Source organism: Candidatus Njordibacter sp. Uisw_056, from assembly GCF_047730085.1.
GTDB lineage: Bacteria > Pseudomonadota > Gammaproteobacteria > Pseudomonadales > Balneatricaceae > Njordibacter.
Map to the genome: position 1 here is coordinate 1,760,278 of NZ_CP159830.1, position 14,086 is coordinate 1,774,363.

13 protein-coding genes are annotated in these 14,086 nt (G+C 43.3%); 9 read left to right on the forward strand and 4 right to left on the reverse strand.

Annotated features, from left to right (window positions below; genetic code table 11):
* Window positions 1–9: 9 nt before the first annotated feature.
* The 3 genes from ABXT60_RS08535 to ABXT60_RS08545 form a co-directional block, all read right to left on the reverse strand.
* Window positions 10–1,533 (reverse strand): tripartite tricarboxylate transporter permease, encoded by a 1,524-nt coding sequence (locus tag ABXT60_RS08535; RefSeq protein WP_443629725.1) that lies wholly within the window; start codon window positions 1,531–1,533, stop codon window positions 10–12.
* A gap of 9 nt (window positions 1,534–1,542) precedes the next feature.
* Complete coding sequence (locus tag ABXT60_RS08540) at window positions 1,543–2,004, reverse strand: tripartite tricarboxylate transporter TctB family protein (protein WP_046483714.1); 462 nt, start codon at window positions 2,002–2,004, stop codon at window positions 1,543–1,545.
* 93 nt (window positions 2,005–2,097) lie between these two features.
* Entirely contained in the window at window positions 2,098–3,078 is a 981-nt protein-coding gene (locus ABXT60_RS08545) for a tripartite tricarboxylate transporter substrate binding protein (RefSeq protein WP_046483716.1), read from the reverse strand.
* A 157-nt stretch (window positions 3,079–3,235) separates the two neighbouring features.
* Here ABXT60_RS08545 and ABXT60_RS08550 point away from each other — a divergent pair, with 157 nt between their 5' ends.
* From ABXT60_RS08550 to ABXT60_RS08560, 3 genes are all read left to right on the forward strand, one after another.
* Window positions 3,236–4,876 (forward strand): ATP-binding protein, encoded by a 1,641-nt coding sequence (locus ABXT60_RS08550; RefSeq protein WP_443629726.1) that lies wholly within the window; start codon window positions 3,236–3,238, stop codon window positions 4,874–4,876.
* Complete coding sequence (locus ABXT60_RS08555) at window positions 4,873–5,565, forward strand: response regulator (protein ID WP_443629727.1); 693 nt, start codon at window positions 4,873–4,875, stop codon at window positions 5,563–5,565. The genes ABXT60_RS08550 and ABXT60_RS08555 overlap by 4 nt, the downstream gene beginning before the upstream one ends.
* 118 nt (window positions 5,566–5,683) lie before the next feature.
* Complete coding sequence (locus tag ABXT60_RS08560; protein ID WP_443629728.1) at window positions 5,684–6,070, forward strand: helix-turn-helix domain-containing protein; 387 nt, start codon at window positions 5,684–5,686, stop codon at window positions 6,068–6,070.
* Window positions 6,071–6,107: 37 nt separating this feature from the next.
* Here the strand turns inward: ABXT60_RS08560 and ABXT60_RS08565 are convergent, their stop codons facing one another.
* Window positions 6,108–7,052 (reverse strand): carbohydrate kinase family protein, encoded by a 945-nt coding sequence (locus ABXT60_RS08565; RefSeq protein ID WP_443629729.1) that lies wholly within the window; start codon window positions 7,050–7,052, stop codon window positions 6,108–6,110.
* 346 nt (window positions 7,053–7,398) lie between these two features.
* Here ABXT60_RS08565 and ABXT60_RS08570 point away from each other — a divergent pair, with 346 nt between their 5' ends.
* The 6 genes from ABXT60_RS08570 to ABXT60_RS08595 all read left to right on the forward strand — a co-directional run bounded on the left by ABXT60_RS08570 (window position 7,399) and on the right by ABXT60_RS08595 (window position 14,049).
* Window positions 7,399–8,709 carry an ABC transporter substrate-binding protein gene (locus tag ABXT60_RS08570; RefSeq protein ID WP_443629730.1) on the forward strand — a complete coding sequence of 437 codons (1,311 nt, stop codon included), beginning with the start codon at window positions 7,399–7,401 and terminating at the stop codon, window positions 8,707–8,709.
* A gap of 201 nt (window positions 8,710–8,910) precedes the next feature.
* The gene (locus tag ABXT60_RS08575) at window positions 8,911–9,711 is read left to right on the forward strand and encodes a carbohydrate ABC transporter permease (protein WP_443632089.1); all 801 of its coding nucleotides are present in this window, start codon (window positions 8,911–8,913) and stop codon (window positions 9,709–9,711) included.
* Between the two features lie 6 nt (window positions 9,712–9,717).
* Entirely contained in the window at window positions 9,718–10,551 is an 834-nt protein-coding gene (locus ABXT60_RS08580; RefSeq protein WP_443632090.1) for a carbohydrate ABC transporter permease, read from the forward strand.
* Window positions 10,552–10,560: 9 nt separating this feature from the next.
* Window positions 10,561–11,628, forward strand: coding sequence for an ABC transporter ATP-binding protein (locus ABXT60_RS08585; protein WP_443629731.1), 1,068 nt, complete (start codon window positions 10,561–10,563; stop codon window positions 11,626–11,628).
* A 40-nt stretch (window positions 11,629–11,668) separates the two neighbouring features.
* Window positions 11,669–12,583, forward strand: a complete 915-nt coding sequence (locus tag ABXT60_RS08590; protein ID WP_443629732.1) for an AraC family transcriptional regulator — start codon at window positions 11,669–11,671, stop codon at window positions 12,581–12,583.
* A gap of 47 nt (window positions 12,584–12,630) precedes the next feature.
* Window positions 12,631–14,049 carry a mannitol dehydrogenase family protein gene (locus ABXT60_RS08595; protein ID WP_443629733.1) on the forward strand — a complete coding sequence of 473 codons (1,419 nt, stop codon included), beginning with the start codon at window positions 12,631–12,633 and terminating at the stop codon, window positions 14,047–14,049.
* Window positions 14,050–14,086 lie beyond the last annotated feature (37 nt).

Consider the following 14,086-nt stretch of genomic DNA (forward strand, 5'->3'; position numbering starts at 1 on the left):
TCATAGCAATTAATCTGCAGCACTTAACAGCTTGGTTCCAAGCCGCTTGCCCAAGTTCAATATCCAAGGCAATAACAAAATAATCAAAGTAACGCTCATAATAGAGAAAGTCAGCGGGCGATTCCAAAGAAAGTCAAAACTACCGTCGCTAACCACCAAGGCTCTACTCAAGTTCTTTTCCAACATACCACCCAAAATAAAGCCAAGCAACATTGGCGCCATTGGGAAATCAAGCATTTTTAAACCCACTGCTAGAAGCGTGATAAACACCATCATTTGAATATCAAAGGTATTAAAACTTACTAGGTAAACGCCAATAATTGAGAAGAAAATAATCAATGGGTTTAATATTTGTGGAGGAATGGCTAACAGCCGAGAAATATAAGGAATTAATGGTAAGTTTAGAACCAACAACACCAAGTTGCCAAAATACATAGAAATAATCACCGACCAGAATACATCTGGGTGATCCACATACAAACGTGGGCCAGGCTGAATGCCATAAGCAATTAGTGCCCCCAACATGATGGCTGTGGTGCCAGAACCAGGAATTCCAAGGGTAAGCAAGGGCACAAAAGAACCTGTAGACGCTGCGTTATTTGCAGCTTCTGGAGCTGCTAAACCTCTTAAAGCTCCTTTACCAAACATTTTGCGTAACCGTTCAGGTGCTAAGTTGCGCTCTAAACCATAGGCTAAGAATGAGGCAATAGTGGCACCTGCACCTGGCAAAACACCTACAATAAACCCAAACACAGAGGACCGAGCAACCGTGGGCGCCACTTCTTTTACTTCATCCAGCGAAAGCTTCATGCTGCTGAGGGCGACCGGCTGCATAGTTTGGCTTGTTAAAAACATTTTCCCGCGCATAATAGTCATCATGACTTCGGCTAGTGCAAATGTTGCCATGGCCAACAACAAAAAGCTTATGCCATCTACTAGGTCCATTTTACCAAAGGTGTATCGTGGGGCACCGGTAATAACGTCATTACCCACAGTAGCAATCATTAAGCCAAATACGGTCATCATCATCGCTTTAATCACCTGACCTTTACCAGAAAAAGCAGCAACTGAGGTAAGGCCTAGCAACATTAAAGCAAAATAATCAGAGGACTGAAAGCTAAGTGACACACTAGCCAGTGCTGGCGCGGCAAATATTAAAATAATAGCACCTACGGTACCCCCGCAAAAAGAGGAGTACGCAGCCAGAGCTAACGCCTTGCCAGCTTGGTTTTTTTGCGCCAGCGGATAGCCATCAAAGGTAGTGACTAGAGTACTAGCACAGCCTGGTGCATTGATTAGGATGGAAGAAGTTGATCCACCAAATACAGCACCATAATAAACCCCTGCCATTAAAATAATGCCTGATGATGGGTCTAAGGTATAAGTAATTGGTATCATCAAAGCAACGGCAGATATAGGCCCAAGGCCCGGCAGCATGCCTATAAAAGTGCCAGCAAAACAGCCAACAACAACCATCATAAGGTTAAAAGGCATTAGCGCCGTTGATAAACCAGTAAACACACCTTCAAACATGCCCAACTCCTACCAGAAAATAAGCCGTGCTGGTGCAATATACACATCCAACACTTGGGTTAATAACAGCCAAAATACCAAAGCAAACGGCACCGAAGCAAACACCAGCATTTTAGGCCTACGCTCACCCAACAACCAATAGCTGGAGGCTAGAAAAACACTTGTAGTAATGGGAAAACCCAGCCACGGTAACGCTACAGAAAATGCAAATGTGAAGGCCATTAAGCCCAACATTAGCACAAGATTTGAGTTAGATATTGATTCGCTTTCCAACGTTGGTGCTGGTTTTAAAACGATCAAAAGAATAGAAAAAATAACACCCAATCCAGACAACCAGTACGGCATAGTTTGGGCGTGAAAAGGTTCAAATTTGTCCCCTGGAAGTAGAGGAATGTCAGCGGCATAATAGCCATAAGTAATGGATAGTAATAAAAATAATAATCCACCAAAGCGGTCTTTAGTAAGGCTCATAGGTTAAACCCTTGTTAAAGAAAAAAGCTTGAGCCAACGCCCGCAAGCGCCCGCTCAAGTACATGGTTATCGACTATAAATAGTATGGATAACTTATAGGAAGCCTAGCTCACGCATTAGGTTGCCTATTACTTCTTCTTGTTGCTCTAGGAAAGTAACAAACTCAGCACGAGGCTTGAAGATTTCAGTCCAACCGTTACGAGCGCGTACCTTTTCCCATTCTGCTGTATCGTACATTTGTGCAAGCGTTTGGGCGTATTCGTCAGCGTCTGCATCAGACAAACTTGGCGCACCAAAGAATCCACGCCAGTTAACAAAGGCAGCATCATAACCTTGCTCTTTTAGAGTTTGTACACTTGGAGCTGCATCGGAACGTTGATCACCCGTCATCACCAAAATACGCACTTCACCCGCTGTCGCTAGAGCCAACGCTTCACTAAAGCCAGTAGAAAGTAAACCTGCTTCTCCAGACAATAGGCTAGCCATTGCCTTGCCACCGCCATCAAAAGCCAAATACTTCACCTTGTTTGGGTTGGCTCCTGCAGCCTTAAAGGCCATAGCAGCAACTAAGTGGTCCATGCTACCACGTGCAGAACCGCCAGCAATAATGACTGAGCGAGGGTCCATTTTATAATCGGCCACCACATCACTAAAGTTTTGATATTTAGAGTCCGCTTTAACCACAAAGGCACCAAAGTCGCCAATTGTTGCAGCAATAGGCGTTAAGTCACGGAACGACTGTGGAAATACTTTGGATAAAGAGCGGATAACGATAGGTGTTGAGTTGACCATTAAAGTGCCATGGGCTTGGTCAGAAATTTCGATTAAATGAGCAATCGCTTTACCACCACCGCCACCAGACATGTTCTCAAAGGAAGCCGTTTCTATTAATCCAGCATTAGTTAACGCTTCACCTGTTCCACGAGCGGTACCATCCCAGCCACCCCCAGCACCGCCTGGTATAAGGAAGTGAATTGAATCTATTTCAGCGTGAGCTGCACCAGCACCAAGCAGGCCACTCATCAAAGCTGCAGTTAGCAACATCCGCTTTTTAGTTTTAAATTGTTTTAACATAGTTATTCCTTAGTTATTTTTTGTTATTGCAGCACCATAATAATCAGGGTTTTAATGGCTTAACAGATTATGGTAGTAAACACTTTAAAGGGCTTAAAATTTATTTTGGTCATAATGTTCACGAGTAATAACGGTCCAGATTGAGTAATATGTAGCCATGAACATAACAATAAAATCTCTTAAACTGCCCTTTCGGCGCCTTAAGTTAAAAAGCCGTATGATGCTCATTTTGGGCCTCATGGCGTTATTGCAAACCAGCATGCTTGGCTGGTTTACCATGCAATACCTCAGCCAATCACTAAGTGATGAAATAGGCCTTAAAACTTTGCATGTAGCTAAAACAATAGCTGCAATGCCAGAAGTAGCCGCTGCAGTAAAAAATAATGATTCAGTTTACCTACAACCGCTAAGCCTTACTTTAGCAAAGCAAACTAATGCCCGATTTGTTGTTATTGGCAACCTGCAAGGCCTGCGCTTGGCCCACCCTAATACAGCAAAATTAGGTGCGTCTATGATGGATGACGACAACGATAATATTAGCCCTACATTAAGCCAAGGCCGAGCAGTTATATCCAAGGCAGAAGGCAGTTTGGGTTGGTCAATGCGAGCGCGTGCTCCCATATTTGATGATAATGGCGAAGACATCATTGGTCTGGTGTCTGTAGGTTATCTGCTAGACAGCATAGATACTGTGATCAATAGCTACCGCGCTACACTACTATGGGTGATTCTTGCGGGCTTTGGTTTTAGCCTTTTAACCGCTCTATGGTTTGCAAATCATTTTAAAAAAGCTATTTTTGGCCTTGAACCAGAGCAAATTGGGCAACTATACCAAGAGCGTAATGCCACTTTAGAGTCTGTTCGTGAAGGGATTATTACGACTAATGCGCAGGGCGAAGTGACCACCATAAATAAAGCCGCATTGCATTTTCTTGACCTCAGTACTAAACAACAATGGCTGGGCCAAAATATTAGTACCATCATGCCAAACAGCCCCATGCTAAATAAACAAATAAGCAGTGCTGCCGAATTTGACCAAGAGGTATGGTTTAACCACAAACCGTTTATCGTAAACCGACTACCCCTGCTGCACCAAACACAGGTAATTGGTTTAGTAGCCAGCTTTCGGCCTAAGGATGAATTGGAGTTAGTCAGTCAGCAGCTTAAGCATATGCAGCAGTATGCTGATAGCCTGCGAAGCCAGGCGCATGAATACACCAACAAACTTCATACCATTGCCGGATTAATACAAATTGGCGCATCAGATAAAGCGTTATCCTTGATCGGCCAAGAAAACCAAGCCCACCAAGTACTGATCAAACTACTCATGGATACAGTGCCTGACGCGATTCTAGCAGGTTGTTTATTAGGTAAGTTTAATCGAGCTAAAGAACTAGGTTTAGAACTCTATATAGACCCTGAAAGCCATATGAGTGACCTTCCCCCTCATATACCCAGAGACCAATTGGTGAGTATGGTAGGTAATATTATTGATAACGCTATGGAAGCCTGCTTAATGGAAAAAGCCCGCGGCAAGCAGGTCTCTTTATCTATGACAGACTATGGTACCGACCTCATTTTTGAAATTGAAGACCAAGGCCCAGGTATTGACTCTGCACTACAAAGCTTAATTTTTACAAAGGGCTACAGCACCAAAAATGGAAAAGATCATGGTATTGGGCTTCATTTGGTGCAGAAACTTGCAGCTCGCCTTGGTGGCTACGTCGCAATGGAACATGTTGCTTTGGGTGGAAACTGCGTTACTATTAGCCTACCCAAACAGGCACCAAGCTTATGACACAGCAAAACTCAATACGCGTTGTCATCGCCGAAGATAACCCACAGAACGCCCTCATTCAACAGACTTACTTACAACGAATAGAAGGTTTTGAACTGGTAGGTATTGCTCACAGCATTGCCGATGCAGAAGCCTTAGTGGATATTTTTAAGCCTGACTTACTACTACTGGATGTGTACTTTCCCAGTGGAAATGGCATGCAGTTTCTGCGTCATTTACGAGCCAAAGATTGTGCCACAGACGTCATTCTTATTACTGCAGCTAAAGAAGTAGACGTTCTTAAAGCAGCACTTCATGGTGGCGTATTTGATTATATTTTGAAGCCATTAGTATTTGAGCGGTTACAAACTAGCTTGGCCAACTACTTACAGCATAATGAACGGCTTAAGACTGTTGCAGCTGTGGCTCAGACAGACTTGGATGACCTTATGCCTCGCCCAGCACAGACTTCAAACCAAGCAAGTACCCGCCTGCCTAAAGGCATTGACGAGCTTACCCTAAACAACGTTTTGGACGTCATATCTAAACAAACTGAGGCCGTGAGCGCTGAGCAAATAGGTAACAATATTGGTGCAAGTCGAACCACCGCTAGGCGATATTTAGAATACTTAGTAGGGCTGCAAGACATTAGTGTGCAGATACATTACGGCAGTGTTGGCCGTCCAGAGCGGCTATACAGGTCCACTTGAATCTATACTTTTAAATGGCCAAACGCTCGGAGCAACCTAGTCATTTTACACAACACCGTGGATTTCGAAGGCCCAAACGGGTATGGTAATATCTCATTCATAACCCCTCTGAGAATTCATGCCAACCAGCGAACCGAATACCCCCGACCTTATCCTAAGTACCAGAATCATCAACGCACGCCAAACTTGTGGTTTTACACAGGCACAATTGGCCCTGCGAATGGGCGTCAAAAAAAGCACCCTTGCAAACTGGGAGACTAGCCACTCAAGCCCCAGAGCCAACAAATTGATAGAACTAGCAGGCATTTTAAATGTACCTGTTTTGTGGCTAATTGCCGGTGCTGATGCACCACCTGAGGTGTCTGCACCGGACCTAAGTGAGACATTAATGTTAGAGCAAAAGCTGGACAAAGCAGACTTGCTGATTAATGAACTATCTGCTCTGGTTTCTGACCTACGCGGACATACCCGACGGGTGCAACGAGATATAGACGAAAGTTACTAACTCTAAAACCCTGCACTAAAGATGCTCGATACAGCCGCTAAAGCTCATTTAACCATGGTGGGTTAGCGCCCTGTCGAGACACATTAATACCAGCAATCTGGGCTGCATAGGCTAGGCATTGCGTTAATTGTGTAGGGCTAATGTTTGCCACTGCTGTCTTAGACATGAGGCCTAGGTTAGCTAGCTTTGCCAGCATGCCTGCGTTGAAAGTATCTCCTGCCCCCACGGTGTCTATTACGCTCACTTGGGGAACATCTTGATGTACAGGCTCACCTGTAGATAAATAAGCTGTAGCACCATCGGCGCCCTTAGTGACCACAACAATGGCTTTACCAGTGCCACGTAACAACGCCACTTGTTTGGATTCATTATGAGTGCTTCCTACCAACCAATCTAAATCTTCATCAGACACTTTAATAATATCTGCTACATCAACAAAGCTCTGCAAGCGTTGGCGATAAGCGTGTTCATTGCTGATAAAGTTTGTGCGTATATTAGGGTCTAATACAACCACCATATCTGCCGCATACTTCTGCGCTAAATCACAATACGCATCAGCAGCGGGCTCATTAATTAAGCTGATGCCCCCAAAGTACAGGGCACTTAGGGCTTTGCCGTCATTTTTAAGGTTAGATAAGTTGGGCAGATCAGCACGCTCTACAGAGCGACCTGCACTATTTTCATCATAAAACGTATAACTAGCATGACCTTGGTTAAGGGTTACGAAAGCTAACGTAGTGGGTGCATTGGAGCGCATTAAGTAAGATGTATCCACCTTACTATCAACCAACGCTTGGTTAAGCTGATGACCAAAGAGATCATTTGAAATCCCAGACAACATGCCTACTCGAACACCCAGGCGCCCAAGGCCAATGGCCGTGTTAAAAATGGCACCACCCACAAGCGGAACATAACTTAATTGGCCAGATTCTGATGACACTGGCACCATGTCAATAAGGGCTTCACCACAACAAATAATCAAAATTAATCCTTTTTTTTAACATCCCACATAACAACACAATAGTCCAAAAAATTCTCGTGAAGAAGTAAATTTTAGGGCTACACTTATGTTCACACAAGCCCTATAAGACTTCATTTTAAGACAATACTATATTGCTTAGTTAGTGTTGAATTTATACTAATTTGCAGCTATCTTGTATTAATTACGTAAAAACATCAAAAAAGTACCAGTATTTGAAAAATTTGTACTGTTTTACAAACCCTTTGAGAAGTTATTGTTTCATTAAGCGTAGCAAAAAAATTACTGCGCTGTTTAAACCAGTAGAACCATAAATAAAAAAACCGAGATTTATCTCTGGAGAAATACTATGAAAATTTTGAAGATGTCAGCGATTGCTGTAGCAGTCACAATGAGCTGTGTTTCCACAGCCCAGGCAGCTGATTTAACGATTGCCACTGTAAATAATGGCCATATGATTGAAATGCAAAAGCTAACCGGACATTTTGAAAAGGCTAACCCTGGCATTAATGTAAATTGGGTTACTCTTGATGAAGGCACATTGCGTTCTCGTGTAACAACTGACATTGCAACTAAGGGTGGCCAGTTCGATGTTATGACTATTGGTATGTATGAAGCGCCTATGTGGGGCGCTAAAGGTTGGTTAGAAGCATTAGATTTTGATGCTAGCTACGATGTAGATGATATTTTACCAGCAATGCGCGGTGGCCTATCTCACGGTGGCAACCTTTACGCTGCACCATTCTACGGTGAAAGTTCAATGATCATGTACCGTAAGGACTTGATGGATGCTGCTGGCATGACAATGCCTGACAACCCAACTTGGGGGCATATTGAAGACGCTGCTGCGGCAATGACTGACAAAGACAATGGTGTTTACGGCATTTGTCTTCGTGGCAAGCCAGGTTGGGGCGACAACATGGCATTCATCACTACTTTGGCTAACTCGTTTGGTGCACAGTGGTTTGACATGGATAAGAAGCCTCAGTTGGATTCTCCTGCATGGAACCACGCCGTTAACTTCTACGTTGATTTGCTAACTAACTATGGCCCTCCGGGATCTTCTGGTAACAGCTTCAACGAAATTCTAGCACTAACCAACGCTGGCAAGTGTGGCATGTGGATTGACGCTACTATCGCAGCTTCTTTCGTATCTGACCCATCACAGTCATCAGTTGCAGAGCATATGGCTTTCGCACAATCTCCTGTTGCCGTTACTCACCGTGGCGCTAACTGGCTCTGGGCATGGGCATTAGCAGTACCTGCCGGAACTCAGCAGTCTGCAGAAGCTCAAGCATTTGTTCAGTGGGCTACATCTAAGGAATACATCGAACTAGTTGCAGCGACTAACGGTTGGGCATCTGTACCTACTGGAACTCGTAGCTCTACTTATGCTAACAAGAACTTTACTGACGCTGCAGTATTTGCTGACGCTGAGCTAAAGGCTATCTTGTCTGCTGATCCAAGCAACTCTACTCAAGCTCCTAGCCCATTCAAAGGTGTTCAGTTTCAGGCAATTCCTGAGTTTGCTGATATTGCTGGCGCAGTTGGCCAACAATTATCTGCTGCTCTAGCTGGTGATATCACTGTTGAAGAAGCACTTGCTGAATCACAAAAAGCCGCTGATCGCGCTATGCGTAAGGCTAAGTACTACAAGTAATTGGTCCTAAGTTATTACCCGTAGTACAAAACAGGGCCTTAAGTGCATTTACCTAAGGCCCTGTTTTCTTTCTTCTAACACACCGAAATTATAATCAATATTATGAATTCCCAATCAAACATATCAACTCAAGTTCAGCACAAATGGTTAAACGTGGTTAACCTTTTAAAAGCACCATCGATCATTTTGCTACTTGTTTGGATGATTGTGCCCCTAAGTATGACCGTGTACTACTCGTTTGTTGAGTACAATTTACTTTATCCTGGGCCAAAGTTATTTATCGGTTTAGAAAACTACAGCTACTTTTCTACTGACTCTGCCTTTTTCCCTGCCTTATTCAATACCTTAGTTCTAGTTGGCTCTGTACTGACCATTACCGTTGTGCTGGGCCTCGCTCTTGCTTTGTTAGTTAATCAGCCATTTTTTGGACGTGGCGTCGTCCGTGTGCTGTTAATTTCTCCATTTTTTATTATGCCAACAGTTAATGCGTTAATCTGGAAAAACATGATGATGGATCCTAACTATGGGATCTTTTCTGTCATCGCTGATTTTTTCAATGTTGTGCCCATTAACTTCTTAGAAGACTTGCCGCTGGCGTCAATCATCCTAATGGTGAGCTGGCAGTGGACACCTTTTGCCCTACTTATATTTATGACATCACTGCAGTCGCAAGATACAGAACAAAAAGAAGCAGCCCAGCTTGATGGGGCTGGATTTTGGTCTATTTTTCGTTTTCTTACCCTGCCTCACCTTGCAAGGCCAATCGCTATTGTAGTGATGATTCAGACCATTTTTCACCTCTCCTTATTTGCGGAAATTTTTGTGACCACAGGTGGCGGACCAGGTTTTGCCAGCACCAACTTGGCATGGCTAATTTATCGACAAGCCTTCCTTGCTTTTGATGTGGGTGTTGCTTCAGCCGGTGGCGTATTTGCTATTATTTTAGCCAATATAGTGGCTTTTTTCTTAATCAGAGCCGTTGGCAAAAATCTAACGGAATAACCTATGATGTTAAATATCTCTCAACGTAAAACTGTTAAACATTGGGCCACTGGTTTATTTGCTTGGTTGGTTGCTTTAATACTGTTTTTCCCTATTTTGTGGATGATAATGACTAGCTTTAAAACTGAGCTACAAGCAATCTCTCAGCCACCATTGCTATTTTGGGAAACAACATTTGATAACTACATTCTTATCCAAGAACGTAGTGATTATCTTAAGTATGCTTTCAATTCTTTATATACGTCTGTGGGTGGCACATTGCTTGCGCTTATTATTGCAGTGCCAAGTGCTTATGCAATGGCTTTTTTCCCTGGAAAATACACTAAAGATATTTTGTTATGGATGCTTTCCACCAAAATGTTACCCGCTGTAGGTGTTTTAATTCCAATTTATATGATTACTCAAATGGGAGGCTTGTTAGATAGCATTTATCCTTTAATCCTGATTTTTGCACTAATGAACCTACCTATTATCATGTGGATGCTGTTCACTTACTTCAAGGAAATTCCTAAAGAAATTCTTGAAGCCGCCCGAATGGACGGTGCAACCACCCGCGACGAACTTCGTCATATAGTAATGCCACTGTCTTGGGGTGGAATTGCTTCTGCTGGCTTATTGTCATTAATTTTATGTTGGAATGAAGCCTTTTGGTCCATTCAGCTTACTGCCTCAGACGCGGGAACATTAGCAGCACTCATCGCCTCTTACTCTAGCCCAGAAGGCCTATTTTGGGCCAAAGTTTCAGCTGCATCTACAATGGCTTGTGCACCAATTATCGTGTTTGGCTGGTTCTGCCAAAAGCAATTGGTACAGGGTCTAACTTTTGGTGCGGTGAAATAAGGAATTATAATGTCTACTTTAAATATCTCTGCATTACACAAACATTTTGACGATTTCCACGCTATTCGTGGCATAAACTTAAACATAGAGGAAGGTGAATTTGTCGTATTTGTGGGCCCTTCAGGCTGTGGTAAATCTACCCTACTGCGTTTAATTGCAGGTTTGGAAGACGTTAGCGGCGGTAATATATCTTTAGGTGATCGCGACATCACCGAGGTGCCAGCTGCTCAGCGGGATTTAGCTATGGTGTTCCAATCCTACGCACTTTACCCGCACATGAATGTGGCGGAAAATATGTCTTTTTCGCTGCGCCTAGCAGGCGCAAGCAAAGAAGAAATCGCCAAAAAAGTGGCTGACACAGCTGCCATCTTACAACTTGAGAAACTGCTTGATCGCAAGCCCAAGGCATTGTCTGGTGGGCAACGACAGCGTGTAGCAATTGGCCGAGCCATAGTGCGGCATCCATCGGTATTTTTGTTTGATGAGCCACTGTCTAACCTAGACGCGGCGCTGCGTGTGCAAATGCGCCAAGAGCTAGCTGCACTGCACCAGCGCCTTAAAGCCACTATGATTTATGTCACCCACGATCAAGTTGAGGCTATGACCCTAGCGGATAAAGTAGTCATTCTTAATGCAGGCCAAGTGGAACAAGTGGGTACGCCCATGGAGGTGTATTACAACCCAGAAAGCCGCTTTGTAGCTGAGTTTATTGGCACACCTAAAATGAACTTCTTCCCCATGGACGACTTAGTAACCAACTATTTAAACAACAACCCTAAGGTAGACCGAAATCTTGAAGCTGCGGCATGGATTGGTGCGCGACCAGAATCAATCATGCTTGATAAGAAAGGCATGTTTGGCACTGTGACTTTAATCGAGCGCCTAGGTGCAGAAACGTTAGTTTACCTAAACTACTGCGACCAGTACCAAGTTGCTATTCGTGCTTCAAGTCTAGCACCAGTTGAGCTGGGCGAAACCATAGAATTTGGTTTAGATTTAGAACAAGTGCACAGTTTTGATGACCAAGGTAACCGCCTTAGCCCAGCGATTACTGGCGATCTAATTAAGGCATTATAAGCTGATGTAGTTTTTTGTCGTATTTTCGGAAGAATTGAGTATGAAAACAGATACGTTTAATCAGGTTGAAATCATTGAAAATGTAGATGATGGTATTTATTACTTGGAACACGGCTGGCCTTCCGATTTAATCCGCTGGCATGCCCACGCACCCTACGAGCTGCACTTAATAGTGAGTACGCACGGCAAGGTATTTATAGGCGATCACATTGGCCGGTATAAACCGGGCCAACTAATTCTTGTAGGGCCCCATGTGCCTCACAATTGGGTCACTAATAAAGACGAGCCGGGCCCCGTGGCACTGCGTGATATGGTGGTCGTATTTTCCCATAAATCAATGGATCACATGCTTCAAGGGTTTAACGAAATTCAAGAACTGATGTCCATGTTCGAGTTATCTCATTCGGGAGTTGAATTTGTTGACTTTGACCTGTCTCTAGCCATGGACCTATTTGGCAAAATACGTGATACATCAGGCATGGATCGGTTTTTGGCGTTTATGCAGTTGTTAGCAGAGTTGAAGTCTTGGCCACACAAACGTACATTGTCTACTGCAAAAATCATCTCTCCATTAACCACCTCTGCAGCAAATAAAATTAATGAAGTGGTGCAATATATTGCAGATCACTATCAAGAAAATTTATCTCTTGGGAAAATGTCAGCCATGCTTAACATGAGCGAGAGCGCCTTTTCGCGGCACTTTGCCAAATCTACTGGGAATAAATTTGTTGAATTTGTTAACCGAGTGCGTATAGGTAGAGCATGCATTCAATTGGCTGAGACTAATGACCAGATTTCAGCCATTTGTTTTGACGTTGGATTCAACAACATCACCAACTTTAACCGTCACTTCGTTAAGCTTAAAGGCAAAACACCTGGCGAGTACCGACGTATTATCCAAACCAATTTGGGCAAAGATCAATCGATCGTAAAACCAACAATAGCGATGCCTTAGCCTGCGATACCTAACAAAGACACTAGAGAACTACAAAGATACTCACTATGAACGCTTTAAATACTAGCCTAATCGTACCCCTTAATTACAGTAAGACCGACTGTGAAGTAGGAATTATTCACGTTGGTGTTGGCGCTTTTCACCGTGCCCACCAAGCGGTCTACATGAACACGTTATTGGGTAATAAAGATCAACAAAAATGGGGCATTATGGGCATCAACCTAAGGTCACAGGATGCCAATATAAACCTGCAATTAGCTGACCAAAAACATCTATACACATTAAAAACACTATCTCCAGAAAATCGTGCCACCTATGAAGAAATTGGCTCTATATTGTCAACCCTAGATTGGTCAACAAACGCTGAAACTGCGGCACAGGCAGTGGACAATAAAAACGTTCATTTAATCACCATGACAGTCACTGAAAGTGGCTATTACCTCCTAGAGAATGGCCAATTAGATACACATTCACCAATAATTATTGAAGCCTTACAAGGTTTTGGCAGCTGCATATACGCCTACTTACGCGCATCTTTAAATGTGCGTCGCTTAGGTTGCAATATGCCCATTACATTATTATGTTGTGATAACCTGCGTAACAATGGCCTTTATCTAAAATCAGGTTTTGAGCAATTTCTTAGGGCCTGCAACGATACCGAACTCCTTAAATGGGTGGCCATAAAAGTCACTTTTCCTTGCTGCATGGTAGACCGTATTACACCAAGAACTGATGCTATTCATATTGCTGATATTAAGCAGAAATTTGATTTACATGACCCTCTCATAGTGATGTCTGAGTCTTTTACCCAATGGGTGATTGAGGATAACTTTGCTGGACCAAGACCAGATTTTGAACGTGTAGGTGTAGAGCTAGTCACTGAAGTTTCACCCTATGAAGATGCCAAAATTCGCATTCTTAATGGAGGTCACACCATATTGGCCTATTTTGCCGCACTAAAAGGCTATAAAACTTACGACCAAGGCTTAGCTGATGAAGAACTAAACACCCTATTCTCAGCCTATGAGACCACCGAAGTGATCCCAGCTATTGGAGAGTCTCCAATAAACTTATTAGACTACTACGCTCTCACTAAAACCCGTTTTTGCAATAGTAATATCGCAGACGCTGTGGCCCGAATTTGTGCTGATGGTGGTATTAAATTTCCTATTTTTATATTGCCTACAATAGCCACATGCTACGCTAAAGGCTATACCCCAGTATACGGGTTACAAGGTATTGCCAGCTGGTATGTATTTATGTGTAAAGTCAAAGCTGGGGAAATTGAATTTGATTACGTGGAGCCAAAGTGGGCTCTTTTAGAGCCTCTTGTAGATGGGTTAAACGTCACCCATTTTATTGAAAGCCAAGATTTATGGGGCCAGTTACCAACCCAGTTTCCACAATTTAAACAGCAACTCACACAGGCTATCAGCTTGATGTTGGCCCGCTTCCCTGTGGTCTAACCATGCTGCGTATCATCTGTGTTTGATTCAAGGAGGT

What these genes read in the sequence shown, in the direction of transcription:
- ABXT60_RS08585 (WP_443629731.1), top strand. Translation starts at nt 10,561, where the DNA reads ATGTCTACTTTAAATATCTCTGCATTACACAAACATTTTGACGATTTC.
- ABXT60_RS08575 (WP_443632089.1), top strand. Translation starts at nt 8,911, where the DNA reads ATGATTGTGCCCCTAAGTATGACCGTGTACTACTCGTTTGTTGAGTAC.
- ABXT60_RS08545 (WP_046483716.1), bottom strand. Translation starts at nt 3,078, where the DNA reads ATGTTAAAACAATTTAAAACTAAAAAGCGGATGTTGCTAACTGCAGCT.
- ABXT60_RS08555 (WP_443629727.1), top strand. Translation starts at nt 4,873, where the DNA reads ATGACACAGCAAAACTCAATACGCGTTGTCATCGCCGAAGATAACCCA.
- ABXT60_RS08535 (WP_443629725.1), bottom strand. Translation starts at nt 1,533, where the DNA reads ATGTTTGAAGGTGTGTTTACTGGTTTATCAACGGCGCTAATGCCTTTT.
- ABXT60_RS08540 (WP_046483714.1), bottom strand. Translation starts at nt 2,004, where the DNA reads ATGAGCCTTACTAAAGACCGCTTTGGTGGATTATTATTTTTATTACTA.
- ABXT60_RS08590 (WP_443629732.1), top strand. Translation starts at nt 11,669, where the DNA reads ATGAAAACAGATACGTTTAATCAGGTTGAAATCATTGAAAATGTAGAT.
- ABXT60_RS08595 (WP_443629733.1), top strand. Translation starts at nt 12,631, where the DNA reads ATGAACGCTTTAAATACTAGCCTAATCGTACCCCTTAATTACAGTAAG.
- ABXT60_RS08560 (WP_443629728.1), top strand. Translation starts at nt 5,684, where the DNA reads ATGCCAACCAGCGAACCGAATACCCCCGACCTTATCCTAAGTACCAGA.
- ABXT60_RS08580 (WP_443632090.1), top strand. Translation starts at nt 9,718, where the DNA reads ATGTTAAATATCTCTCAACGTAAAACTGTTAAACATTGGGCCACTGGT.
- ABXT60_RS08570 (WP_443629730.1), top strand. Translation starts at nt 7,399, where the DNA reads ATGAAAATTTTGAAGATGTCAGCGATTGCTGTAGCAGTCACAATGAGC.
- ABXT60_RS08550 (WP_443629726.1), top strand. Translation starts at nt 3,236, where the DNA reads ATGAACATAACAATAAAATCTCTTAAACTGCCCTTTCGGCGCCTTAAG.